The sequence below is a fragment of the Bradyrhizobium sp. USDA 4451 genome (assembly GCF_054822585.1).
This window is the reverse complement of record NZ_JBTRCH010000001.1, coordinates 5,347,997-5,374,708: the sequence shown is the minus strand read 5'-3', so window position 1 is coordinate 5,374,708 and position 26,712 is coordinate 5,347,997. Positions and strand designations below refer to the sequence as shown.

Here is a 26,712-nt window from a genome sequence, read left to right as displayed (position 1 = left end):
GATGAGAGATCAGACCATGCGGTCTTCGCGACGCGAATTCGTGAAGTGGTTGTCGGCAGGCGGCATCACGGTCAGCCTGTCGCATCTGGCGCTTGCCAAGGAACCGGCTTTCGCCTGCCGCGAGACGCTGCCCGGGCGCGGCCAGTTCAACCCGGCGGCCAAGGGCGCCGGCCGCGTCGACGGCGTGGCGAAGGTCACCGGCGCAAAACTCTACGCGTCAGACTTTCGTGCCGCCGACATGCCGGGCTGGCCCGCGACCACCTCGCACGCCATCCTGGTCCGCGCCAATGATGCCACGCATGTCTATGCCGGCATGGACCTCGCCCGTCTCGATGGTCCGGCGAAGCCCTCGGTCGTCGTCACCGCAGCCGATCTCGACCGGATCGGCGCGCGGGTGCCGGAGTTCCACGCCGGCGATCTGTTCTGCCCGCTCGGCAAGACGCCGATCTATCTCGGGCAGCCGGTCGCGCTGTTGATCTTCGAGCAGTTCGACGCCTTCGACCGCGCGCGCCTCGCGCTGCGCGATGTCGGCTTCGTCAAGTTCGGCGACGAGACCGGCCCGGTCGTCCTGCCGAACTTTGGCGCGTATCGCTTCACGCGCGTCGCCGGCGCGACACCCGATGCGCCCGATATCTACTCGCCGATCCAAGCCGGCTGGGTGTCGCCGAGCCGCATCCAGAACGCGGCGCTGCCGGTCTGGCTGCCGCTCGCCACGGAGACCAAGGCCGACTACGCCAAGGCCGCGACCTATGGCGAACAAATCCGCGCCCAGCTCGACCGGGACGATCCGTCGCAGCTCGTGCTCGACCGCGAGTTCGAGACCCAGTCGGTCGATCCGATGTTCCTCGAACCGGAGAGCGGGCTCGCCTGGTACAGCGAGACCAGCGGCAATCTCGAACTGGTGCTCGGCGTGCAGTCGCCCTACGAGGCGACCGAGTCGATCGCTCATCTGCTCGGCAAGGCTCGCCCGCCGTTCCGGCCCTCGCACATGAACGCGCAATTCGCCCATGTCGGCGGCGGCTTCGGCGGCCGCGACCATACGCCGTTCGTGCTTTACGTCGCGCTGGCGGCGATGTTCTTTCCGGGACGGCCGGTGCGGCTGGCGCACGACCGCTACCAGCAATTCCAGGGCGGCATCAAACGCCACCCGATCAAGATGCGCTCGCGGATCGGGATCGATCGCAAGAGCGGCAAGATCACCGCATTCGCCGCCGACCATGTGCTCGATGGCGGCGGGCTCGCCAACTTCTCCGCCAATGTCGCGGTCGTGGCCGCGACCGCCGCGATCGGCATCTACGATATCCCGAAGGTCGACGTCACCACCGTGGCGCTCCATTCGCGCGGCGTCACCGCGGGCTCGATGCGCGGCTACGGCACGCTGCAGACCATGACCGCGCTCGAAGTCCTGATCGACGAGGCCGCGAGCGAGCTGAAGGTCGATCCGATCGCGTTCCGGCGCAACAACGCGCTGAAACAGAACGGCCGGACCATGACCGGCAATCCCTACATCGTGTCGGTGCGCACGCCTGACATCCTCGACAAGCTCGAGACGCATCCGATCTGGCAGCAGCGCGCCGCATTCAAACAGAAGGTCCCCGAAGGACGCCTGGTCGGCACCGGGGTTGCCTGCGTCACCAAGGATTACGGCTCGGGTGCGGATTGCTCGCTTGGCCGGGTCGAGATCGATCCGGAGGGGCGGATCGCGATCCATTGCGATCACGTCGAGATGGGCAATGGCGTCGGCACCGCGCTGGCGAACCGGGTGGCGGGCCATCTCGGCGGCGTGGCCGACGAGGTCGCCGTCTCCCGGGTCGACAGCTATGATGCGCTCGGGCTCGTCACCTCGGGCGATCCCTACACGATGGATCAGAAGACCCAGGACCTCGCCGAGAAGAACCCGCGTTGGGTACCCGCGATCAGCTCGGCCACCAGCGCCTCGATCGGCGCCCATGTTGGGACGCATTCGGCGGCCGAGGCGGCGCGGGTGATCTTCCGCTTCGGGCTGTGGCCGGCCGCGCTCGAGCTCTGGCACATCGGCAAGGCCGATCCGCGCGCCCGGCAATGGGACAAGGCGCGCTGGAAGGACGGGCAACTCGTGCTCGACGAGCTCGCGCCGCTGCCTTTGCCGCAGCTCGCCGCGACCGCGCATGCGCGCGGCTTCGTCACCGGCGCAATCGCGCACAGCTTCTCGCGCTGGGCATGGTCGCGCGCCCGCTTCCCGTTGTTCGGCGAGCAGTATCGCGCCGAGATCGATGCGCTGGCGATCCGCCGCGGCCGCGGTCGGTTCGAGCGGATCGACCGTGTCAGCGTCAAGTTTCCGCCGACCGACAACAACCGGATCGGCACCGCCTATACCTCGATGTGCGGCACGCTGGTGCGTGTCGAGATCGAGCGTGCGACCGGCACCTTGCGCATCGCCAAGGCCTACAGCGTGTTCGAATGCGGCCAGGCGCTGGTGCCCGAAGTGGTGCTCGGCCAGTCGCATGGCGGGTTCGCGATGGGCGTCGGCTACGCGCTGCTCGAAACCCTGCCGCCGTTCGAAGGCGGGCCCGGCAACGGGCAATGGAATCTCGGCCAGTACCTGATCGCGCGCGGCTCCGATCTGCCGCTGCACGATCTCGAGATCGAGATGCTGCCGCCGCTGACGCCGGACGAGCCGCCGAAGGGCATGGCCGAGGTGGTGATGATCCCGATCGTGCCGGCGCTGCTCAACGCCATCAACGACGCCACCGGCCATCGCTTCCGCTCGTTGCCGGTGACATCAGCCCTGCTCAAGGGAGCGCTTGCGTGACCACGCTCAACCTCACCATCAACGGCCAGAAGCACGGTCCGATCGAGGTCCGCGACGACCTCTCGATGAACGACTTCCTGCGCGAAATGCTCGGGATGACCGGAACCAAGTTCGGCTGCGGCGCCGCGCAATGCCTGAGTTGCGCGATCATCATCGATAACCCCGACGGCACCAGCATCACCAGCCCGACCTGCGTGGTGCCGGCGGCGAATTTCGACGGCATGACGATCCGCACCGTCGAGGGTCACGCCAGGGACGGCGAGCTCTCGGCGTTGCAGCGCGCCTTCATCGACCACTTCGCGTTCCAGTGCGGCTATTGCACGGCCGGTTTCCTCAACGAGGGCCAAGTGCTGCTCGAACGGCTGGCGAAGACGCCGGTCGCACGCGACCAGCTCGAGACCGTGATTGCGGACGCGCTCGATGGTCATCTGTGCCGCTGCACCGGCTACATCAAGTATCACCAGGCGGTGCGCGACGTGATCCTCGCCGATTCCAACCGCTATCTGACCGCCAACAAATGAGCCTGCGCGCGATGCCACCGGACACGCGGTTTCGGATCGTTGCAGTCGCGACGGCGCTCGCGACCAGCCTGTGCGCAGGTTATGCGGCATCGGAGAGCGCGAGCCACGCCCTCGCCTCGCCGGAAAGCTTTGCCGGCATCGAGAACGTCGAGCAGCGCTCGGCTGCGATCTTCACCGAGCTCGGCAAGGTGTTGACCCATCCGCGCTGCACCAATTGCCATCCGGCCGGCGACAGCCCGCGGCAGGGCGACATCAGCCGCATGCACCAGCCGCCGGTCACCCGCGGCGCCGATGGCCACGGCAAGGACGCGATGCGCTGCTCGATCTGCCACCAGCATGCCAATTTCGATCCCGGCCGCGTGCCTGGTCACCCGGAATGGCACCTGGCACCACGCGAGATGGCATGGGCCGGCAAGACCGTCGGCGAGATTTGCGCCCAGATCCGCGACCCCGCGCGCAATGGCGGCCGCAAGGTCGAGGAGCTGATCGAGCATATCGGCAAGGACACGCTGGTGGGCTGGGCCTGGCATCCCGGCTTCGGCCGCTCGCCCGCACCGGGCACGCAGGCGCAGGCCGGCGCGCTGGTCGAGGCCTGGGTCAAGACGGGCGCAACGTGCCCGCCGCCCTAGCGCGAAGAGACCATAGCGTTTTCGAGCGAAGCGGACGCCGGTTCGCGTGAAGAAAACGCGTCAAAAAAAGGCTAGAGCGGGATGGGGTTAGGTTGAATCGATTTGGGATTCCCAAATCAGTGCGTTTCTGATTCACCATGCTGGCTGGATAGGAGGCCAGCATGGATGGGGAAGCCGTATTCTCTGGATCTCCGCAAGCGTGTTGTTTCCGCGATCGAGGGCGGGATGTCGCGCAATCGGGCCGCCAAGCAGTTTGGGGTAGCGATCAGCACGGCGATTGGTTGGATGAAGCGGGTCGATGAGACCGGCAGCGTCGAGCCTGGCCAGATCGGCGGCTACAAGCCGAAGGCAATTTCGGGCGAGCACGCGGTCTGGCTGTCACAACGGATCAAGGACGGCGATTTTACGATACGCGGTCTCGTTGCCGAGCTTGCCGACCGTGGCCTGAAGGTCGACTACCACTCGGTGTGGGACTTCGTGCATGCCGAGAAGCTCAGCTTCAAAAAAAAGCGTGGCGGCTGGCGAACGCGATCGTCCCGAGGTGGCGCGGCGGCGAGCCCAGTGGGCAAAGTATCAAGGTCGCGTCGAAGCTGAACGGCTGGTCTTCATCGACGAGACCTGGACCAGGACCGATATGGCGCCCTTGCGCGGATGGGCGCCGCGCGGGAGCAGACTTCATGCCAAGGTTCCCCACGGCCGCTGGAAGACCATGACCTTTCTGGCAGCCCTGCGCCATGACCGGATCGATGCGCCATGGTTCATCGAGGGGCCGATCGATGGCGTGAGCTTCCGCACCTATGTCGAGAAGGTCCTCCTGCCGACCCTTCAGCCCGGTGACATCGTCGTGTTGGATAACCTCGGCAGCCACAGGAGCAAAGCGGTTCGCCAGCTTATCCGTTCGGTCGGCGCCAAACTCTTCTTCCTGCCAAAATACTCGCCCGACCTGAACCCGATCGAACAAGTCTTTGCCAAGCTTAAGCACTTGGTCCGTAAAGCTGCCGCGCGAACCGCCGACGCCGTCTGTGCCGCAATCGGCCATGCACTCGATGCCTTCACCTCACAGGAGTGCGCCAACTACCTCAAAAATTCAGGCTATCGAACTTAATCTCATCGCGCTTTAGAGCTTCGGTTCTGAGGACCGAAGCTCTAGTGTCGCTTGAAATACTGCACGTCGCGCTCGTGCTTCTCAGCCGCCGCGCGTGACTTGAAGGTGCCGAGATTGCGGCGCTTGCCGGTCTTCGGATTGACCTTGCGGGAATACAGCCGGTATTCGCCGGAACGCAGCTTGCGGATCATGACATCGCCTCGCCGGTGCTTTCGCACGTCAACGACATGCAAGCGCGGGCGTTCCTAGAAGCAGAGATTGGTCACGGGATTGCCGCGCTTGTCCTTGATCACATAGGGACAGCGGGCGCGCTCCAGCGCCTTTTTGGCATCCTCGTCGCCGAGCGCGGCCGCCCGCTCGTAATAGGCTTTTGCGGCATCACTATCCTTGGGCCCGCCGCGGCCGGCCTGCGCGAACGCGCCCATCCGCTCGAGAGCGCCCGGATGGTTCTGCGCCGCGGCCTTTTCGAACAACGCCCGCGCGCCGGCATCGTCCTGCGCGCCGCCCTTGCCTTCAGCCAGCATCATGCCGAGCTGGTACTGCGCCTCCGCATTGGTCTCGGCCGATTTGGCGAGCAGTTCGCGCGCGCGTGCCGGGTCGGCCGCCGGACCGCCGCCGCCGAGCGCCGCAAGATTGCTGACGCCGCGCGCGTTGCCGGCCTGCGCCGCGCGCTCGAACAGCTTGCGTGCCTGCGCCTCGTCCTTGGCGACGCCGGTGCCGTTGCCGTAGAGCACGCCGAGCTCGACCATCGCCGACGTCGAGCCCTTGTCGGCCGCCTTGCGCCAGGCTCCTGCGGCTTCCGCGATCTGCCGGTTGGCGGCATAGGCGCGGCCGAGCTCGTACATCGCACGGCGCGACGATTTTGCCGCCACCGCGCAATACTTGATCGCGGTCGCGACATCGGCCGATGCGATGTCGCCGACGCCCTTCACGTCGGCCGGCTTGTCGGGATCCGAGGGATCGGCGGCGACCCGGTCGCACAGCACGAGGTCGGCGGATTGCGCGTGGACAAGCGCCGGCGCGGCCAGCGCAGCGACCACGACAATGGCATGGAGAGGTCTGAACATGGGCGGCAGGTTGCGTCGCGGTGCGGGCAAATTCAAGGCTCAAGCCCGGTCTCGCGCAGCACCGGCGCAACATCCGCCGACGACAGATAGCGCAGCAGTTGATCGGCGGCCTCTGCACGCTGCGCGGCCGCGATGCGGCCTGCGGAGAAAACCGCCGGCGTCTGCAAACTCCGCGGGATGGGCCCGACGACCTCGATACCGCCCACCTGTTTCAACTCGCTAATCTGCTGGATCGCAAGATCCGCCTCGCCGCTGACGAGCTTCTCGGCGGTGAAGCCCATCGGAATGATCACTGCGCGGGCGTTGATCGCCTCCGCAATGCCGAGACGCTCGATCAGCCGCGCGAACAGGATCCCGCTGGCACCAAGCCGCGAATAGGCGACCGCCCGCGCGCCGAGCAGCGCCGCACGCAGCGCGGCCTCGGTCGCGATGTCGGGATGCGCGACACCCGCCTTCACCGCAACTCCGACATTGGAGCGCGCGAGGTCGACCGCGCTGTCCCGCGCGATGCGGCCCTCGCCGATCATCTCAATCAGACCCTCCCGGGTCAGGATCACGAGATCGGCACCCTCGCCGCCGCGCAGGCGGTCGAGCAGCGCCAGCGTCGGCGCGAAATCGGCATCGATCCGCACCCCGCTCGCTGCCAGATAGGCCTCGGCAAGGCGCGCGACCGCGCCCTTCAGCGCCAGCGTCGAGAGCACGCGAACCGAATTGTCCATCGCTTACGCCCGCCGCATCAGCTTGAGCGCGGCGGTGAGGCGCAGGCTGCGCTTGCCGGCCAGTGCGGTCGCTTCGAGCACCGCGCCCTCCGCGTCGCATGTGCCGGAAAAACCGATGCCGACCTCATGGCCGCCGAAGACCGGGTTCTCGCCCATCGCCGAGGTGTGCTCCTGATTGAGGATCTGGCCCTTCCAGCGGCCCTTCTCGGAGGTGTAGCTGCCGAGATAGTAGAAGAACGCGTCGCCGCCGAGGATGCGGCCGTCGTTGAGCAGCATCACGCCGGTGAGGCCGCCGTCGATCCCATCGAGCACGCGAATGTGGATCGAATAGAGCCCGTTGACGATGCCGCCGTCGCCGACACCGCCGGCGATCGGGATGTCGGCCTCGGTGATCGGCGTCATCACCGACTGGAACGGCACGCCGGGCAACTCCTTGAGCTCGCCCTTGAAACGATAGAGCTCGCCGTCCGGACGGCCCTTGGCGATCAGCGTCGCGTCATCGGTACCGGCCATCGCGCGGTAGTTCGGATCCGGATTGTGGCGAACGGTCTGGATCTCGACTGCGACCTCGTCGCCGTCCCTTGCGTAGGTGCCGATATGGGCGAACGCCGAATTGCCGCCGAGCAGCTTGCCGTTGCCGACATACATCACGCTGCGGCCGACGGCGCCGCCCAGCTCGAACCGGACCTTATAGAACCCCTCAAACAAGCGCCGCGTCCCCGGCAGCCAATATCCAATCGTTATCTAGCGCGGTTCATAACGCGGCGAAACCGCTTTCGGCGGAACACCGCCTGCAAACCCTGTCGTTAAACGCAAAGGTCCGCCAAAGCTGTCGCCCTGGCGGACCCCATAGCGGTACCGGATGGCTCCATCCGGGTCTGATCGCGGCTTACGCCGCGGCCATTAAGCCGCAGTCATTTACGCAGCAGCCTTGGCGCCGGTCGGCACCTCGGAGATGGTCTTCAGGATCTGCGAAGCGATCTGGTAGGGGTCGCCCTGGGAATTCGGGCGGCGGTCTTCCAGATAGCCCTTGTAGCCATTGTTGACGAAGGAGTGCGGCACGCGGATCGAGGCGCCACGATCAGCCACGCCGTAGCTGAACTTGTTCCACGGCGCGGTCTCGTGCTTGCCGGTCAGACGCTTGTCGTTGTCCGGGCCGTAGACCGCGATGTGGTCCATCAGGTTCTTGTCGAAGGCCTTCATCAGGCTCTCGAAATACTCCTTGCCGCCGACTTCGCGCATGTACTTGGTCGAGAAGTTGGCGTGCATGCCCGAGCCGTTCCAGTCGGTATCGCCGAGCGGCTTGCAGTGGAATTCGATGTCGATGCCGTAGCTCTCGGTGAGACGCAGCATCAGATAGCGAGCCATCCACATCTGGTCAGCGGCGGTCTTGGAGCCCTTGCCGAAGATCTGGAATTCCCACTGGCCCTTCGCCACTTCGGCGTTGATGCCTTCGTGGTTGATGCCGGCGTGCAGACACAAATTGAGATGCTCTTCAACGATCTTGCGTGCAACGCTGCCGACGTTCTTGTAACCGACGCCGGTGTAGTACGGGCCCTGCGGAGCCGGATAACCCTGCTCCGGGAAGCCGAGCGGACGGCCGTCCTTGTAGAAGAAGTATTCCTGCTCGAACCCGAACCAGGCGCCTTCGTCGTCCAGAATGGTCGCGCGCTTGTTCGAGACATGCGGCGTCTTGCCATCGGGCATCATGACTTCGCACATCACCAGCACGCCGTTCTCGCGCGCACCGTCGGGATAGCAGGCGACCGGCTTCAGCACGCAGTCAGAGCTGTGGCCTTCAGCCTGCTGGGTGGACGAACCGTCAAAGCCCCACAGCGGAAGCTGTTCGAGGGTCGGGAACGATGCGAATTCCTTGATCTGCGTCTTGCCGCGCAGGCTCGGCGTCGGCGTATATCCGTCGAGCCAGATATACTCGAGCTTGTACTTGGTCATTGAACCTCTCTGTTGATGATGCAAAACCGTGAGGAACCGAAAGCCAGTCGGTCGCCGCACGCGTACCCGGCCACCATCGGCCGGCTCTTACTAAGCAATTAAAATGCCAGTCGCTGCACTGCGGCACCCGTCCTGTTCGCGGCTGTCCACAGCGGACCTCGCATTTTTTGCTGCGACATAGCAGCGCGGCTGGCATGCGCCGCGGTCAGCCAAAATCTTCTCTCCGCCCCCGCCGCCGCCCGTTTCTGCAGCAAATTCGGCTACGGCCGCATCAGCCGATTAATGCGGCGGCAGCGCTGTGTGACAGTTCGTGTCCGACCGCCGGGCGGGCCAGCAACCATCGTCACGGCTCAAGCGTTGGTCAGCTGCATCCTGCCCCGCAGGAGGCAAACCTGGATTTGCACACGAATTAGACAGATAATGACTATTTATTGGTCAACTTGCACCGCACCGGGCTCGGGCCGATATCAAAATCACGGTAACCACACGCGAATGAGTCGGGCGCACCATGGAGGCTCGCTCCGGCCAAAGGAGACTTTGACATGATCACGACGGGCCAAAACCAAGGGCCAATCCAGGGATCGGCGACGATCTATCAATTCCCGGCAGGGGGCCGTGCGGCTCTCGGCGGACGCCGCTACGGCGACATGCGGTCAGCGCGCGAATTCGCTGAGGTCGAGACCTCAGCCTGCAGCGAGAGCTGGTACCATCAGGCCGCCATCGACGACGCCGAGCCGAGCCGCGATCACTGATGTCGAAACAGCGGCGAGGCGTGACGCAAAAACGTCAGACAGCATCAAGACAATAGAGAGGGGTCGGAACACAGCGTTTCGGCCCTTTTTCATGCCAGCCCGTTTCATGCCAGCTCGCAGGCCGTCACCGGCCTCCTCGCATGCCGGAGCCTGGTGAGCCCGGCCCGCGTGAACTCGAGCGTGACGCCGCCGCCCTTGTAGCGCACGCCCGTCAGCGACAGCCGCTTCGTCAATGTCACCGCCTTGCCGTCGAGCTGCAGATGCGCGCGGGTATCGTCGTTGAAGAACGCCGCAATGAACTGCGTGCCGTCGGCACAATGATAATTCCGGAAGGCGGACTGCGCCGATGCCGCCGAGGAACCAAGAATTGCGAGAACAAATGCGCCGGCCAGAATGGCGCCTCCGCGATAAGTCATATTCTCCCCCCGAGAGGCCCGTTATAGACCTGTCTGCGCCGTCATTCCTGCGCCCAAGGTTGAGCCAGGATCCCAACAGCTGCAACAGGCCCGCCCGATGTCCGAAGCCCCTGCCCGTCACCTCAATCTCGCCGGCGCCAGCAATTTCCGCGACCTCGGCGGCTACCAGACGCGCGACGGCCGGACGGTGCGCTGGCGGCAGATCTTCCGCTCGAACCATCTTGCGCATCTCACCGAGCAGGACGTCGCCGTGGTGCGCTCCCTCGGGGTCAGGAGCGCATTCGATTTCCGCGGCGTCGCCGAGCGCGCCGAGGCGCTGTGCGGCATGAGCGAGGTGACCGTGCATTCGCTCCCCGTCGAGCCGACGGTGGTGGCCGCGCTGCGCGCGATCGCCGGCAACCGTGCACTATCCGAAGCCGATGCGATCGACGTGATGCGGGAATCCTATCGCGGCTACGTGCAGGACAACACGGCGCGCTACCGCACGCTGTTCGCCCATCTGCTGGAAGACCGCGCGCCGCTGGTGATCCACTGCACCGCGGGCAAGGATCGCACCGGCTTTGCCTGCGCGCTGATCCTGCACGCGCTCGGCGTGTCCGAGCAGGTGATCGCGGACGACTATCTCTTGACCAATCAGTACTACAAACGCGATCCGGCCCACAGCACCGAGCTGCCCGACGACGTCAAGCAGGTGCTCGGCACCGTGCGCGCGGCATTTCTGGAGGCGGCGTTCGAGGCGATCGATGCCGACTATGGCAGCCTCGACGGTTATTTCCGTGAAGGCCTCGGGCTCGGCCGGGCCGAGCGCAAGGCGCTTGAAGACCGCTATCTGCAAGCCTGATCAGATCACCCTGATCAGATCACTTGATCGGTTCAATCGGCTCAGGCCGCCGCGGCCTCGAGCTCGAGCTCCGCATCGAGGTCGGCAATCACATCCTCGAATGCCGAGATCGCCTGCTGGATCGCTGCGATCTGCATCAATTCCCAGCTGCCCACTGGCCCCTTGCGATTCTGCAGTGCCACCACGAGATCGCGCCGCTGCTCCTTAAGCTGAACGAGCGGTAAACCGTGGTCCGGAAGATTTCCCATTCGCATAACCCCTACCTTGGCTGGAGGTCCGCTTCTACGGGACAGGGTTCTGCAAACGACTTACAGAACTGCCGCAAATTTTACGCAACCGCCCCTACCCCGTAGTCTTACGTAGTCGGACGTCACGCAATCAGCCCGACGTGATCGCTTCCGGCTTCAAGGCCTCGTCGATCGCGGCAAACAGCGACTGGGTCACGCAATTGGTCGCCCATTCGCTGGTGTGAAGCTGCCCGCCGTCGTCGAGCTCGCCAAGCGGAATGCCGTCATCAACCCAGCGCTTCATCAGCATGAAGCGGCTGAACAGATTCACCTTCCGGCTCGCGGTGACCTCCGCGATGACAGGCATGATCACGTTGGCGAGATTGAGCGCAGCTTGCGTCCCGACGATCGCCTGCGTGTACTGGGAATCCATCACGACCGCGTCGAGTGGCAGCGCGGCGAGCACGTCGAGACCTGCCTCCAGCGTGGCGCGCACCTCGGCCGGATTGTAGCTCTTGTAGACCGCGTTGGTACCGACCTGCCAGATCACCAGCACCGGCGCCTCGGCGGTCACATCGGACTCGATGCGCGAATACTCTTCCGGTGCTTCCTGGCCGCCGACCCCGCGATTGATCACATCGATCATCCGGCCGAAGAAGCGTTGCCGCAGCAGCATTTCGAGCCGCGGCGGGAACGGCAGGACATTGTCGGCGCCCGCCGTCGACGATGATCCCAGCGCCACCACCTTGATCTTGCGCTGATGCCGGAGCGCTTCCGCGAAATGCGGCATCGGATAGCTGAACTTGACGATGTCGAGATGGGATTCGCAGGGCCTCAGTGTCGGCATCGCAAACACCCTTGAGGTGAACGAAATTATCAATGCGCGCAGTAGGAGACGAATTTGGCGGCATTGCAAATGAATTCCGCCTGATCATAGTGAGCACTCAGCCAGCTCGTGCGTACGGAGACCCGCCATGAACGGAAAAGCCATCGTCATCACCGGCGCCCTCGGCGCGCTTGGCAAAGTGGTCGCCGAGGAAGCGCTGGCGCGCGGCGCGCGCGTCGCCGGCATCGATCATGCGGCGTCAACGCTTGCGGCGACCGCCGAGCGCATCGAGCTCGGCGGTATCGATCTGACCGACACGGCGCAGGCCGCGGCCGCAATCGACAAGGCGGCGGCGCATTTCGGCCGGCTCGACGGGCTGATCAACATCGCCGGCGGTTTCACCTTCGAAGCGGTGAGCGACGGCGATCCCGCGACCTGGCAGCGCATGCATGCGATGAACGTGATGACCGCCTTCAACACGTCGCGCGCCGCCATCCCGCATCTCGTCAGGTCCGGCGCCGGGCGCATCGTCAATATCGGCGCGCTCGGCGCGTTGCAGGCCGCCTCCGGCATGGGCCCCTACGCCGCCTCGAAGGGCCGGCGTGCATCGTCTCACCGAGTCGCTCGCCGCGGAGCTCAAGGGCAAGGTCACGGTCAACGCCGTGCTGCCCTCGATCATCGACACCGCGGCCAATCGCGCCGCGATGCCGAAGGGCGATATCTCCAAATGGGTGACGCCAAAGGAACTCGCCGAGGTGATCCTGTTCCTCGCCAGCGATGCCGCCAGCGCCGTCACCGGCGCGCTGCTGCCGGTCAACGGGCGGGTTTAGTCCGCAACCAGCAGCCGCAGTTTCGACCTGAAGCGGATACTCTGCTTGCCGGCGAGTGCCATGCCGTCGCCCTCGGCGGTCTGGTCAGTATAGGTGCCGGTGAAGCCGATGGTGACCACCTTGCGTTCCCACACCGGGCGCTCGCCATAGGTCGGCGAATGCTCCTCGTTGGTGACCTCGCCCTTCCACTTGCCATCGGCCGCGGTGTAGCTGCCATGGGCGAAGAAGAACGAGTCGCCGCCGCGCATCTGGCCGTCGCGCAGCACCATGACGCCCTGGTTGCCGCCAGAGACGCCGTCGAGAAATTCGACGGTGATGTGATAGAGCCCGTTCCGGATCATGATGTGGTCACGCCGTTGTCCCGGCCTCACAATAGCCGCTCGGGCACGATCTGAGCAAATTCCGTCCACGTCGGCAGCGGTCGATCCGGGCTATGCTGCTGCGAATTGAGTCGCGGCCAGATCGGCCGCCGGAGCCCTTACCGTTGGAAACCGCGCTTTATCTGCCCGTCAAGCACTTCCTGGAAAAGCTCGGCTTCGCGGTCAAGGGCGAGATCGGCGGCTGCGACCTCGTGGCGCTGAGCGGCGACGATCCGCCCATCGTCGTGATCGGTGAACTGAAACTCGCCTTCAATCTCGAACTGATCCTGCAGGCGGTCGATCGCGCTGCGGCCGCCGACGAGGTCTGGATCGCGGCCAAGGTGTCGGCCCGCGGCAAGGGCCGCGAGAGCGACGCGCGCTATCGCAATCTGTGCCGGCGGCTCGGCTTCGGCATGCTCGGGGTCACCGACCGCGGCGACGTCGAGGTGCTGGTGCCGCCGCCGACCACGGCGATCCGGCGCAATCCGAAGAAGCGCTCGCGCCTGATCGCCGAGCACCGCAAGCGCAAGGGCGATCCGGCCATGGGTGGCTCGACCCGTGCGCCGATCATGACCGCCTACCGCCAGCAGGCGCTGGCCTGCGCCTCTGCGATGTCGGGCGGCCCGCGCCGGGTGCGGGACCTGCGCACGGATATTCCCGACGCCGGCAAGATCCTGCAGCACAATGTCTATGGCTGGTTCGACCGTGCCGAGCGCGGCATCTATGTGCTGACCGATGCCGGCCGGGCCGCGCTGAAGCGCTGGCCGCAGCAGCCGATCACTGCATCAGGGGCCGAAGCCGCCCCGTAACCGACTGGGGGAGATCATGATCGTCGTCACCGGCAACATCACCGCCCGCCCCGAGACGTTCGACGAGGTGCGACGGCTGAGCCTCGCACACGTCCATCGCTCGCGCACCGAGCCCGGCTGCATCTCGCACGCGGTCCATGTCGACTGCGAGAACCCGCTCAGGCTGGTGTTTTTCGAGCAATGGGCCGACCGGGCCGCGCTGGCGGCGCACTTCGCGGTGCCCGCGTCACGCGATTTTGTCCGATCGCTGCAATCTCTCGCGGCGGCCGCGACCACCATCGAACTTTATGACGCTCACAAGATTGAGAGACTCTAGCTGCATGGCTGGATTGCCATCCCACATTCATATTGCAATGCAACATTGGGCGCCTTACGTATCTCCCGCGATTCAAGGATGAGGCGGCGATGAGCGGAGACTGGAACACCAAATACGGCACGAGGCGCGTGCGGCACGATCCGCCGACGCTGGAGGAGGCAATCTTCGCGGCCATCGGCATCACCGATGACGTGGAGGCCCAGGCCGAGATCGCATCGTCCCTGATGGGCCTGCCCTATGACGACGTGCTGGCCGAGGTGAAGAAGACCGCGCGCGTCAGCGCCCGCACCGGCACCGCGACCCGCGTGATCGCCGGCGAACAGGGCGCGCAGCGCTCTGTCGTGGTCGAGCGCCGCGTGGTTCGCCGTCTCGCGCCCGCCAAGCGCACCGGCACCTGAGAAACAACATCCGTTAGCTCAAAGAAAAAGGGCAATCCGCTGAGCGGATTGCCCTTTTTGCATTCGATGTGAAGCATGTACTCAGGCGGCCCGGCCCCAGCCGGACATCTGCATCACCATGCGCCAATAGGCGCGGTTCATGTCGACGATCGCGCGGGCGGCCTCGACCGGTGTCACCGGTGCAGCGGCCGGCGCCGGTTCAGCCTGGCGCTGCTCGGTCAGATCAATGCTGCCGGTGGACTCGCCGTGACGGAAGGTCAGCTGCGCACCGAACTTGGTGGCAAGCGCACGCATCGCATCGTTCTGCGCGCCGGTGGTGATGCGCAGGCTCTCATAGCCCTTGGCATGGGCCTCGGCGATCAGCTTGCGGAACAGCGTGCTGCCGACGCCCTTGCGGCGGGCCGACCGCTCCACGCTGAAGGCGATCTCGGGCTGCGCATCCGGAGATTGCTCCGGCGGATGCAGCTCGGCCGCACCGCGGACGACCCCGTCCTCGAAATAGGCGATGATCACCGTGCCGTCGTTGGCGCAACGCTCGGCATAGCGGCGGATGAAGCTGTCGTCGATGAAGCCATGAAAACGATCATGGCGGCTGGTACGGTCCAGTCGCAGCAGGTGATCGCGCAGCAGAGGAAGTTCCTCCTGCTGGCTCAACGTCCGCACGGTGCCCGTGGCAGCCGTCGCACGGATGGAATCATAGTTCATTTCATAACTCCTCTTGGTAGCCCTCGAGGAGGCGTCGAGTCCCTAGCAGGCCCTATATTGTGCGTCGCAGCATACAATTCAAGTCTCTAGATTCATTTAAGTAAACAATGATGTGATCGTAAAATCACATCATTGCCTCATCATAATACCAATTGCGTCTGAGTGACCACGGCGACCAGCTTGCCATCCTCGGTCTCCAGCCTGGTCTGCCAAACCTGGGTCCGCCGCCCCCGATGCACCGGCGTTGCCGTCGCGATCACGGTCGCTCCCTCCTTGGCCCCGCCGATGAAATTGGTCTTGCTCTCCAGCGTCGTGGTGCCCTTGGCGTCCTCAGGCAGATTGATCACGGTGGCGGCGGCCCCGACCGAATCCGCGAAGGCCATCACCGCCCCGCCGTGGATGGTGTGATGGAGCGTGCAGAGCTCCGGCCGCACCAGCATCTTCGCGACCACGCGATCCTGGCTGGCCTCGATGAAGCTGACGCCCTTCAACTCCGCAAACGGCATCTTCATCGACTGGATCTTTTCGAGCGGCGTCATGGACACTCCCTGCTTCGTGGCCTTCTTCGAGATTGGTACCGGCATGATGGAGTGCCCGGCCGAGCCCGGCAATGACGTCCGAGGTAATGGCGACCATGACGTTCGTGAAGGCGTTGTGGGCGGAGCGCGCATGAATCCAACCGCCGTCATTGCGAGGAGCGAAGCGACGAAGCAATCCATGTCTCTGTATGTGGTGAAATGGATTGCTTCGCTTCGCTCGCAATGACAGGGAGAGAACGAAGCTAGCCCTTCTCCACCCCGCACCATTCCGCGACGAACAGCGCCATGGCCTTGGTCGCCTTCCGCAGCGAGTCCAGCTCGACATATTCATTGAAGCCGTGCATCGCCGCGCCGCTGGCGCCGAAGCAGAGGCTCGGGATGTCGTGGTTCAGCCCGTAGAAGCGCGTATCGGTCAGTGCGGTGAAGGCGCGATCTTCCACCGCGCCGCCATAGACCGCCTGATGCGCCTTGGCGAAGGCGGCTTCCGGCGCCTCGGAGTTCACCAGTTCATAGCCTTCCGACAGGAAGCCCGACCATTCCACCTGCGGCGGATTGTTGGACAGGAAGCGATGGTCGCGCGCCGCCGCCGACACGCAGGCCAGAATCTCCTTCTGGCACTCGGCGATCGACCAGCCCGGCAACACCGCGATGCGGCAATCGACGTCGCACCAGGCCGGCACGCTGGAGGCCCAGTCGCCGCCCTTGATGATGCCGGGATTGAAGTTGATCGGATGATTGACGTCCTTGAAATGGCGGTCGGCCTTGGCGCGCTCGTTCCAGGCGATCTCGAGCTTCTCCAGCGCGTGCACCAGGTGATACGCCGCCATGATCGCGTTCGCGCCCGCACCGGCCTCGAACACATGCACCGGGAAGCCGCGCACCTTCAGACGGAACCAGATCACGCCGACCTGCGAGCGGATCATCTTGCCGTTGGTCGGCTCCGGAATGAAGCAGGCATCGGCGCGATAGCCGCGCTGCAAGGTCGAGAGCGCGCCGACGCCGGTGCTCTCCTCCTCGATCACGGACTGGAAATGAATCCGTGCCGTTGGCTTGAGGCCGGCCTTCCTGATCGCATCGAGCGCATAAAGCGCGGCGATGGTGCCGGACTTCATGTCGCAGGCGCCGCGGCCGTACATCTTGCCATCCTTGATCACGGGCGAGAACGGCGGCGTCTCCCACATCTCCAGCGGACCGGTCGGCACCACGTCGCAGTGGCCCTGCAGGATCAGCGATTTGCCGGCATTCGTCGCCGGACGGTAGGTGCCGACCACCGTGCGCGCCCTGGAGAAATCATGCTCAATCGGGCCGAAGCCGCGCAGATCCCTGAGATCGTCGAGATTGATGTGCCAGTCGTCGACCTCATAACCGCGCTCGCGCAAGAGGTCGCCGATCATGTCCTGGCACGGCCCCTCGGCACCGCGGGTCGAGGGGATCGCGACAAAGGCCTGCGTCGTCGCAAGCTGCGCATCGAATCCTTCGTCAACGGCGGCAAGGATTCGTTGTTGCGTCTCGGCAGTCATGCTTTGGCTCCATGGGGACATCAGAAAAGGCGGGAGCCGCAGCGTAGCCCGATTTCACCCGGCGGGGTATTGCGCAAAATAGGCATCCCGCAATGCATCTTCGAGCAGACGGCCTTCCGAATAGCCATCGAGCGTCGCAGGCCGCGTCACGCCGTCGAGCAGCCGCGGACACGGCTCGGGCGCGCCGAGCACGGTGCGCACCGGAATGCGCTCGGCATAGATCGGCAACTCGTAATCTTCGTCGTCATCGGCAACGCCCTTGGCGCGAACCTTGGCCGAAGCCTCCTCGATCTCCATCGCGATGAACGAGGTCGCCTTGATCTCCTGCTTGTTGCTGGCGCGCAGGCCCGCGGTGCGGTCGGGGAAGAAGCGATCGACCATCGCGACGATGGCCCGCTCCTTCTCCGCGGGATCGGTCACGAGATAGGCGGAGCCGAACGCCATCACCGCGCGATAGTCGGCCGAATGGTTGAAGCCGCAGCGCGCCAGCACCAGGCTGTCGAGATGCGCGACCGTCAGGCAGACGCGCTGCCCCTCCGACTGGTTCTCCAGCATGCGGCTCGCGCTCGAGCCGTGCCAATAGAGCCTGGTGCCCTCGCGCCAGAAGAAGGTCGGCGTGCAGTAGGGCTGACCGTCGATCACGTAGGAGACGTGGCACAGCATCGAGGCATCCAGGATCTTGTGCACGGTGGCGTGGTCGTAGAAGCCGCGGTCGTGCCTGCGCTTGACCCGGTTGCGGGACGATAGGGGGTAGGACGGAGTGGATGCGCCTTCGGTCACGGTTGAGCCTCGCCAAATCTGGAATCTGTCCAGAGTTGTAGCTGCTCATTTGGTCTGCGATAGTGCCAATTCCATGCGAAAAATTCCGACCAATTCCAGCAAGCCCGCGGCGCGCAGGCCGGAGCTGCCGCTCGACTTCACCGGTCCGCATGTCACGGCCGGCGCAGCCTCGCAGCAGCGGCTCTATCAGGCGCTGTGCCACACCATCGTCGGCGGCCTGGTCAAGCCGGGTGAGCCGCTGCCGCCGTCGCGAGCGCTCGCCAGGCAGACCGGCTTCCGCCGCAACGCCGTCACCACCGCCTATGAGCGCTTGATCGCCGACGGTTTTGCGGTGGCGACCACCGGCTCCGGCACCTTCGTCGCGGCACGCATTCCCGCCCAGGCGACCACGCCGCGACACGCCAGGATCGAGATCGAGCCGCCGCAGCACAATGCGCTGTCGCTCGGCTGTACCCATATCGACGAGCGTGCGCTGCAGCGCTTCCGCGCCTTTGCCGGCCGCAGGCTGCGCGCCTTCGGCTCCGAGCATCTGCATTACGGCGATCCGCGCGGCAGCAGCGAATTACGCGCGGCGATATCCGACCATCTGCTGTCGGCGCGCGGGCTGCGCTGCGACCCCGGCCAGATCATGCTGGCGTCGGGCACATTGCATGCACTGCGTATTGTGCTCGGCGCCATCCTCAAGCCCGGCGATCAGGTCTGGTGCGAGGATCCCGGCTATCCGGCCGCGCGCCGCGCGATCGAGCATTGCGGCTATCGGCCGGTGTCGGTGCCGGTCGATGGCTCCGGCATGCGCATCGACAAGGGACGCGCATCCGCGCCGGCAGCGCGCGCCGCCTATGTCACACCGTCGCACCAATTTCCGCTCGGCGTGCAGATGTCGATGCCGCGCCGGCTTGAGCTGCTCGACTGGGCCCGCGACGCCGGCGCCTTCGTCTTCGAGGACGATTACGACAGCGAGTTCCGCTATGACGGCGCGCCGCTGCTGTCGCTCGCCGGCATCGATCATCTGCGCCGCGTGATCTACATGGGCACGTTTGCCAAGACGCTGTTTCCGGGATTGCGGATCGGCTATTGCGCCCTGCCCGAAGCCTTGATCGGTCCGGTCACGGCGGCGCGCGCCGCGCTCGACCGCTTTCCCGGCACGCTGATGGAAGGCGCCGTGGCCGACATGCTGAACTCCGGCGCCTTCGCCGCCAACCTGCGCAAGGCACGCAAGCTCTATCGCGAGGCACGCGATGTGCTGGCGTCCACACTCACCAGTGCTTCCGAAGGCGAGCTCACGGTTCCCGTGCCGTCACAGGGCCTGCATCTCGTCGCACGCCTGGATCCCGCGACCGATCCGCTGGTTGCAGCCCAAGCAAAGGCCAACGCCGGCGTCGGCGGCTGGCTGCTCGCCGAGACCTATCATCGCGCGCAGCCATTGCCCGGCTTCGTGCTGGGATTTTCCGGTCATCCGGTTCCGCAGCTTGTCGCGTCGGCGGAACAACTGGCGAAGACAACGCTGACTGCGCTACGCGCGGCGCGCAAGGTATCCATCAAGTCATCTGCCAAGCCGCGGCGCTCTAGGAGAATCGCAGCCATCTGACTATGGTCGCCCGCGTTTTGGTCAGTGTCCGCTTACGGAGATACCGGATGCCCAATCGCAACGTCCTGTATCTCGTGATCGGCGCGCTGATCGTGATCGCAGGCATGCTCGGATACAATCTGTATCAGGCGAAGAAGCAGCCCGAAGGTCTGCAGATCAATGTCGGCCCCGACGGGGTCAAGATCCAGAACAAATGAGGGAGGCCACGATGCCGCGCATCGGATTGGTCGCGCTGATCGGCGCCGTCGCGCTGGCAAGCTCCGCTTCCGCGCAAACGGTGATGCGCGAGGCTGATATCGTCGACCTTCGGGTCGGTCAGCGCGTGCTGGTCGACGACGGCTCCTGCCCGGCCGGGCAGATCAAGCAGGTCATCGGCGCCAAGCTCAGCCAGAACGGCGTGGTGCGGACCCAAAGCTGCGTGCCGCGCCTCGCCAAAAAGTAAAACGCCCCGCTTCCGCGAGGCGCCTGCTTCGTCATTGCATCGCGAACGCACCACTCAGTTCGAGACCGGCTCGAACATGCATTGCAGCGTCGGCTTGGCGATCTTGGTGAAGGTCGGGCCGATCTCGTTTTGCTTGGACGGCGGCACCCAGTCAGTCTCGATGGTCGGCACGCCGGTCTCGCTGATGCCGCGCAGCAGCGCCTGGCGCAGATCGGGATCGTCAACCGTCGCAGCCGCATGATCGTGCAGGCAGCCGCACACGGCCTCGGGATGGGCCCAGCGGCCGAGCATGTGCGGCGCGCATTGGCGCACGAACTCGTCGCGCGGCTCAGGCACCCGGTACAGCGACCGGATCTGCATCGACTCCAGCGGGAGTTGGGATTGGGCTTGCGCGGAACCCGCCAGAACAAGCGATGCGAACATCGCGGCGGAGCAGATACGGAGCAACATGGGGAGCCTTTGCCGGCAGGTCTGTTTTTCGCGTCGCGCTCAGTTGGCCTGCGCCATCACCATCGGGGCCGAGGCGACGACCGGCGAGCCGTTATAGGAGAAGGTGCCGATCCCGGGCAAACCGTTGTCCGGGGTGCCGGCCATCGACGAACCGGCCATCACGAACGCGAAGGCGAGGATCAGGCTGATGGTCCGCATGTATCTGTCTCCGTCATTTCGATCCGACGCCCGGCGCCGTTGTGTTGACGGTTTGATAACGATCTGGCGTTTCCGGAGTTCTGCGGAACAAGCCGAAAATGGTTTCGTCGGCGGGAGAATTGTTTCGTCGGCCGGGGAACCACGAAACATCAGCCGAAAAACATCAATGTATTCAGTACCGGCGCGGCGACAGTCCGCGCGTTCAAGATTTCGCGCGCCGCGACCGCCGCGCGCCCCCGCTAGGAATTATCTCGCGCATTGAGCGGGCTGCGGCGCTTTCTTAACTTTCCTCTGCTGAGACAGGACGCAGCACCGCAAGGGCGACGAAGGGCGTTGCTGAACCGGGCAGCTCGCCGGCCGACTCATCTGGGCACCGTGCAACCAACTTCGCGGTGGCACGTTGTCGCAATCCCAATCCAACGAAGGATATCAGTCGTGGGCAATGGCAACACCGGTGTTGGCAATGAATCCGCGGCGAGCAAATCCGGCCAGCAGCAACAGATGACGGCCGCGATGCCGCAGCAGGGCGCGTATGTGATGGGCGACAATGAGTGCGCACCGCAGAAGCTGGTCCGCCTCGTCGGCTGCCGCGACTCGAAGCTCAAGCCAGGCCTCGCCATCGGGGCGAAGCCGTTCGGGCAGCCCAAAAGCTAACTCACTCGCCGCATCAGCCGACCCGGGCAAGCCGCTGCTTCTCCTACTGAATGAACTCGCTGCACTTCTGGACGGCGGCGGCATCGGCTGCGCCCCAAGGCATGATCGGCACCGATGACGTCGAGTTCTTCGGCGAGCCCTCGATCAGTCTGTCCGAATAAACCATGTAGACCAGCACGTTGCGCTTGGCGTCGCAGCCCCGCACGATCTGCATCTTCTTGAAGAACAGCGACCGGCGCTTGCTGAACATGTCGTCGCCCTGGCCGAGCTTGCTCTTGAAGTGGATCGGCCCGATCTGCCGGCAAGCCAATGAGATATCAGAAACTTCCTCGGCAAGGCCAAGCCAGCCCTTGAAGCCGCCCTTCTCCGGCACCGTGAAGTGACAGGCCACCCCCTCGACCTCGGGGTCGTCGACGCCATAAGTCGCGAGCTTGTCGTTGGGGCTCACCCATTTGAACACCGTCGAGCGGCGGAAGATCAGGTCCGGCTCGTCAGCCGCGGCCGCGGGCGCGGCCTGCCCCACCGCCAGCAACACCAAGAGCGCCGCGCACCCCCATCGTGACAACGGTCGCAAGTCACACAGGCTCACAGTTCTCGACGTCATGGAGGTCTCCGCGGGGGTGGTCCCGCCTATGTAGTGCGCAAACGCCGCACAGGAAGGCGCAGACAGTTCGGTGATCAGACCGGGGCGTTTAACCTCTTGTGAGGCTTTTTTGCTACGCTTTCGTCGAAAATACCCCGCTCACGGAAGGGTTAGATCGCTTGCGCTGGTGAACGCGTTGTGCGTCTGCGACAACAAACAGGTAGTTTGGACTGGGATTCGGAATATGCGCGCAAGCGGACGTCGGATTTCGATTTTTGATTCTGCGAGTGGGCGGTTGTGGCAGTTTGCAATTCTGACGGCGGCCGGCACCGTCGCCGCCTCCACGCACGCTGACGCAGCCCTCTATTACTGGAACCGCGACTCCGCCTTTTACGGCGAGGTCGAGCCGATACCGGCGCCGCAGCCGCACCGGCAAAAGCCGAAGCGCAGCACAGCGAAGAAGACCCCGGCGACCCAGAAGGAGACCGGCAGCAAGCCGCAGGGTCCTCTCACCATCTCGGTCTCGATCGATCAGCAGCGGGTCAGCGTCTACGACTCGAACGGCCTCTACGCCGAGAGCCCGGTGTCGACCGGCATGAAGGGGCATTCGACCCCGATGGGTGTCTTCAGCGTCATCCAGAAGCAGAAGTACCACCAGTCCAACATCTATAGCGGCGCACCGATGCCGTACATGCAGCGCATCACCTGGTCGGGCATCGCGATGCACGCCGGTGTGCTGCCCGGCTATCCGGCCTCCCATGGCTGCATCCGCATGCCGATGCCCTTTGCGGTCAAGATGTACAACTGGACGCGGATGGGCGCCCGCGTGTTCGTCACGCCGGGCACGATCTCGCCGGAGAGCTTCTCGCATCCGCTGCTGGTCACGCAGCGGGTCGCGCCGCAGCAGCCGGTTGCCGACGACATCCTGAAGATGGATGCGCCGCTCGGCGTGAAGAGCGACAAGGGCGCCGACAAGCAGTCCGGGCTCGATCTGCGCAGCAGCGTCGGCCATACCGCCTCGCTGCGCGACAACACCCACACCGCCGACGCCAGCGGCGCGATGCCGGCGGCGAGCGCCTCGGCGACGATGTCCGATGTGTCCTCCTCCGCGCGCGATGCCATTGCGGAGAAGATCGCGGCCGATCCGTCCCAGCCGACGAAGCCCGAGACCGCGGCCGACAGGCCGGCCGAAACCAATTCCGTCGCCGCCGATGACAAGACGGTCGGTGAAACCACCGGCAGCACTGACACGGCGAAGTCCGAGGTCTCCGCGAATGACGTGGCCAAGGCGGCAGCCAAGGCCGATGAATCGAAGACCAACGAGCCAAAGCCGGACGCCGCCAAGCCCGCCGTCGCCGAAGCGCCCAAGGCCGAAGCGCCCAAGGCCGACGAGCCGAAGGTGGATGCATCGAAGGCTGATCCTTCGAAGACCGAAGCGCCCAAGGCCGATCCCGCCGAGGCAGCGACCGCAGCCGATGGCCCCGATGCCAAGAAGGACCCGGCACGGCTGCCGGGCCTCGCCAAGATCGACGTGTCGAAGCGCGCCGGCCAGATCGCCGTGTTCATCAGCCGCAAGGATTCCAAGCTCTATGTGCGGCAGAACTTTGCGCCGCTGTTCGATGTGCCGGTGACGATCGCGGCAAGCGACCGGCCGCTCGGCACCCATGTGTTCACGGCGGAAGCCGACAAGAGCGACGCGAACCTGCTGCGCTGGTCGGTGGTGACGCTGCCGAGCCGCAACGCCGCCCGCATCGACGTCGAGGAGCGGGCCGCGCATCGCCGCAAGGTGGCAGCCGCGGCGCCGGTCGAGGCCAAGCCACAGCCCGTGACGGACAGCCCGGCCGAAGCGCTCGACCGCATCTCGATTCCGTCGGACGTGATGGCGCGGATCAACGAGGCGCTGGGCAGCGGCGGATCGATCATCGTCTCCGATCTCGGCGTCAACCAGGGCGAGACCGGCGAAGGCACCGACTTCATCCTGCCGCTGCGTTAGACCAGCGGTCGTAGCCCGGATGAAGCCAGCGTAATCCGGGACTGCTCCGTCCGCTGAAAGCGCGGCCCCGGATTGCGCGGAGCCTGTCATCGGGCGCGCGTCCGCGCGACCCGTTGGCTCCATCCGGGCTACTGGCGTCCAGCTATAACGCCTTCTTGAACCTCGCGCCTGCCCCACTGGACTATGATCCCCGGCGCATCTGTTCCGGGGACGAGACCATGATGGACCGCAGGACACTGATCGTGGCGGCGTTCGCCGCGGCCGCTGGATCCCGCGCGCTGCATGCCGAGCAGCCCGCGATGAGCCGGATCACGGCCTACGCCTTCTCATTCCCGGCCCTCGACGGCGGCGAGATTCGCCTGGCCGACTATGCCGGCCGTCCCCTGATGATCGTGAACACCGCCTCGCTCTGTGGCTTCACGCCGCAATATGCCGGCTTGCAGCAATTGTGGACCGAATTCCGCGAGCGCGGCTTTGTCATCATCGGCGTACCGTCCAATGATTTCGGCGGCCAGGAGCCCGGCGGTCCGACCGAGATCGCCGAAACCGCGCAGCACCAATACGGCGTCACCTTCCCGATCGCGGCGAAAGCGGTGGTCAGGGGTGCCAGCGCGCATCCGTTCTACCGCTGGGCGGCCGAGGCGCGGCCGAAGGACGTGCCACGCTGGAACTTTCACAAATACCTGATCGGCCGCGACGGCTATATCGCCGACGTCTTCCCTGAGTCGGTCACACCCGACGACACCCGCATCAAGACCGGGATCGCACGGGCCTTGGCGGTCGCTTGAGACGCCGCGATAATCCCCGGAATTAACTGAGGATTTTTGAGTCGCGCCGGCCACCTTCATTGCCTTGGCGTCGCCACTGCGACTAGGGTACGATCGGTTGGGGGCGAAGCGGCCCGGTCGCGGCAAGACCGCAGCCCGGCGCGCGATCAGCAGGGAACACGCCATGCGCATTGCAGCAGGTCTGATTTTCGCAGGGACCGTATCGTTGCTCGCGTCGAGCGCAGCTTGGTCGCAGCAGACGCCGCCCGCCAAGGGCGCCGCCGCAGCGCCGGCAGCAGCTCCCGCGGCCGCAGCTCCGGCGCCTGCCGCCGCGGCGCCCGCGCCCGCCACTGCGGCGGCCGCCCCCGTGCCGCCGAAGCAACCGCCGCAGCCGGCGCGCGCCGCCTGCAACAATCCGAACGCGCTCGGCGTCGCCCGCACCGTCGAGATCGACACCACCGGCGGTCCCGGCTTCGGCTTCGAGCATTTCAAGCAGCTCGACTTCCTGCGCGACCACGAGGTGGTGCTGACCTTCGACGACGGTCCGTGGCCGGGCAACACGCCGGCGGTGCTGAAGGCGCTGGCGGACGAGTGCACCACGGGCATCTTCTTCCCGATCGGCAAACACGCCACCTACCATCCGGAAATCCTGCGTCAGGTCTATGCCGCCGGCCACACCGTCGGCTCGCACACCTGGTCGCACGAAAATCTGAACAGCAAGAAGCTGACCGAGGATCAGAAGAAGGACGAGATCGAACGCGGCCTCGCCGCGGTCAAGTGGGCGCTCGAGACCTCGCCCTCGCCGTTCTTCCGCTTCCCGGCGCTGCAGCATCCGCCGGAAATGGTCACCTATCTCGGCAACCGCAACATCGCGATCTTCTCCTGCGATCTCGACTCCTTCGACTTCAAGTCGAAGAACTCGCAGCAGGTGATCGACACCGTAATGAAGAAGCTCGCCAAGCTCGGCAAGGGCATCATCCTGATGCACGACTTCCAGAAGCACACCGCGGAAGCCCTGCCCACGCTGCTGACGCAGCTCAAGGCCGGCGGCTACAAGGTGGTCGCGATGCGCGCCAAGTTCCCGGCGACCGTGCTGCCGCAGTACGAGCAGGAGCTCGCCAAGGACGTCAAGCTGCCGACCGTGAGCTCGCGGCCGGTGAACAGCGTCGTCACCACGGTCGATCAGTAGCCGCATCGGCGATCACAAAGCGTTTTCGAGCGAAGTGGACCCCCGGTTCGCGTGAAGAAAACGCGTCAGAAAAAGACTCCCATGTCAGCGTTGCGTATCGAGGGTTTCGTCATCGTCTCGGCCGACGGCCGGCTGGCGAATGCGCGCAATGTGATGCCCGACGAACTCAAGATCGAGGGCGACAAGAAGTTCTTCACCGCGGCGCTCGAGCGCGCCGATCTCATCGTCCACGGCCGCCATTCCCAGGAAGAGCAGCCGAACGCGCCGAAGCGCCGCCGCCTGATCCTGACGACCAAGGTCGCGGCGACAGCGCCGGACCCTGACAATCCGAAGGCGCTGCTGTGGAATCCCGCCGGCTGCCCGTTCGAGACCGCGAGCTGCGCGGCCGGCGTGACCGCGGGCATGGTCGCGATCATCGGTGGCCCCGGCGTGTTCGGCATGTTCATGGACCGCTACGACACGTTCTGGCTCTCGGTCGCACCGAATGTGCATATCCCCGACGGCGAGCCGTGCTTTCCCGGCGTCCCTGCCCGCACCCCGCAGCAGGTACTGGCAGCGCACGGCCTCGCCGCCGGTGCGTCAGAGCTGATCGACGCCGTGCAAGATGTCAGCGTCACGCCGTGGCGGCGCGCGGGTTGAAGACTTTCTCGTAGGGCGGGTTAGCCGAAGGCGTAACCCGCCGCCTCTCGCGCCCAATGTGCCGGTCGGCGGATTACGCTTCGCTAATCCGCCCTACGCAATTGCG

35 protein-coding genes and 1 pseudogene are annotated in these 26,712 nt (G+C 65.3%); 19 read left to right on the top strand and 17 right to left on the bottom strand.

Annotated elements, in window-relative coordinates; genetic code table 11:
• The first annotated feature begins 16 nt into the window (after nt 1-16).
• From ACVMB0_RS24695 to ACVMB0_RS24680, 4 genes are all read left to right on the top strand, one after another.
• Nucleotides 17-2,791 (top strand): xanthine dehydrogenase family protein molybdopterin-binding subunit, encoded by a 2,775-nt coding sequence (locus ACVMB0_RS24695; protein WP_461347967.1) that lies wholly within the window; start codon nt 17-19, stop codon nt 2,789-2,791.
• Entirely contained in the window at nt 2,788-3,312 is a 525-nt protein-coding gene (locus ACVMB0_RS24690) for a (2Fe-2S)-binding protein (protein ID WP_456755117.1), read from the top strand. Before ACVMB0_RS24695 ends, ACVMB0_RS24690 begins: the two co-directional genes overlap by 4 nt.
• An 11-nt stretch (nt 3,313-3,323) precedes the next feature.
• Complete coding sequence (locus ACVMB0_RS24685) at nt 3,324-3,941, top strand: Isoquinoline 1-oxidoreductase subunit (RefSeq protein WP_456755118.1); 618 nt, start codon at nt 3,324-3,326, stop codon at nt 3,939-3,941.
• Between the two features lie 165 nt (nt 3,942-4,106).
• Nucleotides 4,107-5,046, top strand: a protein-coding gene (locus ACVMB0_RS24680) for an IS630 family transposase (RefSeq protein WP_461345637.1) whose coding sequence is annotated in 2 segments (ribosomal slippage) — nt 4,107-4,442 and nt 4,444-5,046 — 939 coding nt in all. Because the reading frame shifts where the segments join, the coding sequence is not laid out codon by codon here.
• A 41-nt stretch (nt 5,047-5,087) separates the two neighbouring features.
• On the opposite strand, the gene ACVMB0_RS24675 is transcribed toward ACVMB0_RS24680, so the two are convergent.
• The 5 genes from ACVMB0_RS24675 to ACVMB0_RS24655 form a co-directional block, all read right to left on the bottom strand.
• Nucleotides 5,088-5,237 carry a hypothetical protein gene (locus ACVMB0_RS24675; RefSeq protein ID WP_016843021.1) on the bottom strand — a complete coding sequence of 50 codons (150 nt, stop codon included), beginning with the start codon at nt 5,235-5,237 and terminating at the stop codon, nt 5,088-5,090.
• Nucleotides 5,238-5,291: 54 nt separating this feature from the next.
• Nucleotides 5,292-6,113 (bottom strand): tetratricopeptide repeat protein, encoded by an 822-nt coding sequence (locus ACVMB0_RS24670; RefSeq protein ID WP_461347966.1) that lies wholly within the window; start codon nt 6,111-6,113, stop codon nt 5,292-5,294.
• A 32-nt stretch (nt 6,114-6,145) separates the two neighbouring features.
• A complete protein-coding gene (locus ACVMB0_RS24665; protein WP_456755120.1) occupies nt 6,146-6,832 on the bottom strand; it encodes a substrate-binding domain-containing protein in 687 nt (228 codons plus the stop codon).
• Nucleotides 6,833-6,835: 3 nt separating this feature from the next.
• Nucleotides 6,836-7,540, bottom strand: a complete 705-nt coding sequence (locus tag ACVMB0_RS24660) for a GrlR family regulatory protein (protein ID WP_456798179.1) — start codon at nt 7,538-7,540, stop codon at nt 6,836-6,838.
• A 210-nt stretch (nt 7,541-7,750) separates the two neighbouring features.
• Nucleotides 7,751-8,785, bottom strand: coding sequence for a glutamine synthetase beta-grasp domain-containing protein (locus ACVMB0_RS24655; protein WP_456755122.1), 1,035 nt, complete (start codon nt 8,783-8,785; stop codon nt 7,751-7,753).
• A 542-nt stretch (nt 8,786-9,327) separates the two neighbouring features.
• On the opposite strand from ACVMB0_RS24655, the gene ACVMB0_RS24650 reads away from it, so the two are divergent.
• Entirely contained in the window at nt 9,328-9,537 is a 210-nt protein-coding gene (locus tag ACVMB0_RS24650; RefSeq protein ID WP_461347965.1) for a DUF2735 domain-containing protein, read from the top strand.
• Nucleotides 9,538-9,641: 104 nt separating this feature from the next.
• Here the strand turns inward: ACVMB0_RS24650 and ACVMB0_RS24645 are convergent, their stop codons facing one another.
• Nucleotides 9,642-9,953, bottom strand: a complete 312-nt coding sequence (locus ACVMB0_RS24645) for an MliC family protein (RefSeq protein ID WP_461347964.1) — start codon at nt 9,951-9,953, stop codon at nt 9,642-9,644.
• Nucleotides 9,954-10,050: 97 nt separating this feature from the next.
• On the opposite strand from ACVMB0_RS24645, the gene ACVMB0_RS24640 reads away from it, so the two are divergent.
• Entirely contained in the window at nt 10,051-10,794 is a 744-nt protein-coding gene (locus tag ACVMB0_RS24640) for a tyrosine-protein phosphatase (RefSeq protein WP_456798180.1), read from the top strand.
• Between the two features lie 41 nt (nt 10,795-10,835).
• Here ACVMB0_RS24640 and ACVMB0_RS24635 read toward each other — a convergent pair whose 3' ends face one another.
• The 3 genes from ACVMB0_RS24635 to ACVMB0_RS24625 form a co-directional block, all read right to left on the bottom strand.
• Nucleotides 10,836-11,042 carry a hypothetical protein gene (locus ACVMB0_RS24635; protein ID WP_035634033.1) on the bottom strand — a complete coding sequence of 69 codons (207 nt, stop codon included), beginning with the start codon at nt 11,040-11,042 and terminating at the stop codon, nt 10,836-10,838.
• Nucleotides 11,043-11,172: 130 nt separating this feature from the next.
• The gene (locus tag ACVMB0_RS24630) at nt 11,173-11,868 is read right to left on the bottom strand and encodes an SGNH/GDSL hydrolase family protein (protein ID WP_461347963.1); all 696 of its coding nucleotides are present in this window, start codon (nt 11,866-11,868) and stop codon (nt 11,173-11,175) included.
• Nucleotides 11,869-11,965: 97 nt separating this feature from the next.
• Nucleotides 11,966-12,100, bottom strand: coding sequence for a hypothetical protein (locus tag ACVMB0_RS24625; protein ID WP_461349800.1), 135 nt, complete (start codon nt 12,098-12,100; stop codon nt 11,966-11,968).
• Between ACVMB0_RS24625 and fabG the strand changes: the two are divergent.
• Nucleotides 12,047-12,677 (top strand): annotated as a pseudogene (gene fabG, locus ACVMB0_RS24620) (3-oxoacyl-ACP reductase FabG). The gene ACVMB0_RS24625 and the pseudogene fabG overlap by 54 nt on opposite strands.
• On the opposite strand, the gene ACVMB0_RS24615 reads toward fabG, so the two are convergent.
• Nucleotides 12,674-13,018, bottom strand: a complete 345-nt coding sequence (locus ACVMB0_RS24615; protein ID WP_050401415.1) for a GrlR family regulatory protein — start codon at nt 13,016-13,018, stop codon at nt 12,674-12,676. The pseudogene fabG and the gene ACVMB0_RS24615 overlap by 4 nt on opposite strands.
• Before the next feature lie 143 nt (nt 13,019-13,161).
• On the opposite strand from ACVMB0_RS24615, the gene ACVMB0_RS24610 reads away from it, so the two are divergent.
• The 3 genes from ACVMB0_RS24610 to ACVMB0_RS24600 all read left to right on the top strand — a co-directional run bounded on the left by ACVMB0_RS24610 (nt 13,162) and on the right by ACVMB0_RS24600 (nt 14,559).
• Nucleotides 13,162-13,845 (top strand): DUF2161 domain-containing phosphodiesterase, encoded by a 684-nt coding sequence (locus ACVMB0_RS24610; RefSeq protein WP_456755130.1) that lies wholly within the window; start codon nt 13,162-13,164, stop codon nt 13,843-13,845.
• 16 nt (nt 13,846-13,861) lie between these two features.
• On the top strand, nt 13,862-14,161 hold the full coding sequence (locus tag ACVMB0_RS24605; protein ID WP_461347962.1) for a putative quinol monooxygenase: 300 nt from the start codon (nt 13,862-13,864) through the stop codon (nt 14,159-14,161).
• 89 nt (nt 14,162-14,250) lie between these two features.
• Nucleotides 14,251-14,559 carry a hypothetical protein gene (locus ACVMB0_RS24600; RefSeq protein WP_461347961.1) on the top strand — a complete coding sequence of 103 codons (309 nt, stop codon included), beginning with the start codon at nt 14,251-14,253 and terminating at the stop codon, nt 14,557-14,559.
• 81 nt (nt 14,560-14,640) lie between these two features.
• On the opposite strand, the gene ACVMB0_RS24595 is transcribed toward ACVMB0_RS24600, so the two are convergent.
• Nucleotides 14,641-15,264, bottom strand: coding sequence for a GNAT family N-acetyltransferase (locus ACVMB0_RS24595; RefSeq protein WP_461347960.1), 624 nt, complete (start codon nt 15,262-15,264; stop codon nt 14,641-14,643).
• A gap of 140 nt (nt 15,265-15,404) precedes the next feature.
• Nucleotides 15,405-15,803, bottom strand: a complete 399-nt coding sequence (locus tag ACVMB0_RS24590) for a PaaI family thioesterase (RefSeq protein WP_456755134.1) — start codon at nt 15,801-15,803, stop codon at nt 15,405-15,407.
• On the opposite strand from ACVMB0_RS24590, the gene ACVMB0_RS24585 reads away from it, so the two are divergent.
• Complete coding sequence (locus ACVMB0_RS24585) at nt 15,802-16,029, top strand: hypothetical protein (protein ID WP_456755135.1); 228 nt, start codon at nt 15,802-15,804, stop codon at nt 16,027-16,029. The two genes, ACVMB0_RS24590 and ACVMB0_RS24585, sit on opposite strands and share 2 nt — an antisense overlap.
• A gap of 16 nt (nt 16,030-16,045) precedes the next feature.
• Here ACVMB0_RS24585 and ACVMB0_RS24580 read toward each other — a convergent pair whose 3' ends face one another.
• Both ACVMB0_RS24580 and ACVMB0_RS24575 read right to left on the bottom strand, forming a co-directional pair.
• On the bottom strand, nt 16,046-17,323 hold the full coding sequence (locus ACVMB0_RS24580; RefSeq protein ID WP_461347959.1) for an ArgE/DapE family deacylase: 1,278 nt from the start codon (nt 17,321-17,323) through the stop codon (nt 16,046-16,048).
• Between the two features lie 54 nt (nt 17,324-17,377).
• Complete coding sequence (locus ACVMB0_RS24575; protein ID WP_461347958.1) at nt 17,378-18,103, bottom strand: pyridoxamine 5'-phosphate oxidase family protein; 726 nt, start codon at nt 18,101-18,103, stop codon at nt 17,378-17,380.
• A gap of 73 nt (nt 18,104-18,176) precedes the next feature.
• Here ACVMB0_RS24575 and pdxR point away from each other — a divergent pair, with 73 nt between their 5' ends.
• The 3 genes from pdxR to ACVMB0_RS24560 are packed head-to-tail and all read left to right on the top strand — an operon-like array spanning nt 18,177 to nt 20,133.
• On the top strand, nt 18,177-19,691 hold the full coding sequence (pdxR, locus tag ACVMB0_RS24570) for a MocR-like pyridoxine biosynthesis transcription factor PdxR (protein ID WP_461347957.1): 1,515 nt from the start codon (nt 18,177-18,179) through the stop codon (nt 19,689-19,691).
• Between the two features lie 47 nt (nt 19,692-19,738).
• Entirely contained in the window at nt 19,739-19,888 is a 150-nt protein-coding gene (locus ACVMB0_RS24565; RefSeq protein ID WP_456755139.1) for a hypothetical protein, read from the top strand.
• Between the two features lie 11 nt (nt 19,889-19,899).
• On the top strand, nt 19,900-20,133 hold the full coding sequence (locus tag ACVMB0_RS24560; RefSeq protein WP_461347956.1) for a DUF6719 family protein: 234 nt from the start codon (nt 19,900-19,902) through the stop codon (nt 20,131-20,133).
• A gap of 54 nt (nt 20,134-20,187) precedes the next feature.
• Here ACVMB0_RS24560 and ACVMB0_RS24555 read toward each other — a convergent pair whose 3' ends face one another.
• Both ACVMB0_RS24555 and ACVMB0_RS24550 read right to left on the bottom strand, forming a co-directional pair.
• Entirely contained in the window at nt 20,188-20,583 is a 396-nt protein-coding gene (locus ACVMB0_RS24555) for a hypothetical protein (RefSeq protein WP_456755141.1), read from the bottom strand.
• Nucleotides 20,584-20,622: 39 nt separating this feature from the next.
• Nucleotides 20,623-20,781: a hypothetical protein gene (locus tag ACVMB0_RS24550; RefSeq protein ID WP_461347955.1), complete on the bottom strand. Its 159-nt coding sequence runs from the start codon at nt 20,779-20,781 to the stop codon at nt 20,623-20,625.
• A gap of 435 nt (nt 20,782-21,216) precedes the next feature.
• On the opposite strand from ACVMB0_RS24550, the gene ACVMB0_RS24545 reads away from it, so the two are divergent.
• Nucleotides 21,217-21,435, top strand: a complete 219-nt coding sequence (locus ACVMB0_RS24545; protein WP_456755143.1) for a hypothetical protein — start codon at nt 21,217-21,219, stop codon at nt 21,433-21,435.
• A 43-nt stretch (nt 21,436-21,478) separates the two neighbouring features.
• Here the strand turns inward: ACVMB0_RS24545 and ACVMB0_RS24540 are convergent, their stop codons facing one another.
• Nucleotides 21,479-22,039, bottom strand: coding sequence for a CreA family protein (locus tag ACVMB0_RS24540; protein WP_461347954.1), 561 nt, complete (start codon nt 22,037-22,039; stop codon nt 21,479-21,481).
• 223 nt (nt 22,040-22,262) lie between these two features.
• Here ACVMB0_RS24540 and ACVMB0_RS24535 point away from each other — a divergent pair, with 223 nt between their 5' ends.
• From ACVMB0_RS24535 to ACVMB0_RS24520, 4 genes are all read left to right on the top strand, one after another.
• Nucleotides 22,263-24,011, top strand: a complete 1,749-nt coding sequence (locus ACVMB0_RS24535; protein ID WP_461347953.1) for a L,D-transpeptidase — start codon at nt 22,263-22,265, stop codon at nt 24,009-24,011.
• 218 nt (nt 24,012-24,229) lie between these two features.
• Nucleotides 24,230-24,799 carry a glutathione peroxidase gene (locus ACVMB0_RS24530; protein WP_456755145.1) on the top strand — a complete coding sequence of 190 codons (570 nt, stop codon included), beginning with the start codon at nt 24,230-24,232 and terminating at the stop codon, nt 24,797-24,799.
• Nucleotides 24,800-24,962: 163 nt separating this feature from the next.
• Nucleotides 24,963-25,967 carry a polysaccharide deacetylase family protein gene (locus tag ACVMB0_RS24525; RefSeq protein ID WP_461347952.1) on the top strand — a complete coding sequence of 335 codons (1,005 nt, stop codon included), beginning with the start codon at nt 24,963-24,965 and terminating at the stop codon, nt 25,965-25,967.
• An 81-nt stretch (nt 25,968-26,048) separates the two neighbouring features.
• Nucleotides 26,049-26,606, top strand: a complete 558-nt coding sequence (locus ACVMB0_RS24520; protein WP_461347951.1) for a dihydrofolate reductase — start codon at nt 26,049-26,051, stop codon at nt 26,604-26,606.
• Nucleotides 26,607-26,712: the final 106 nt, after the last annotated feature.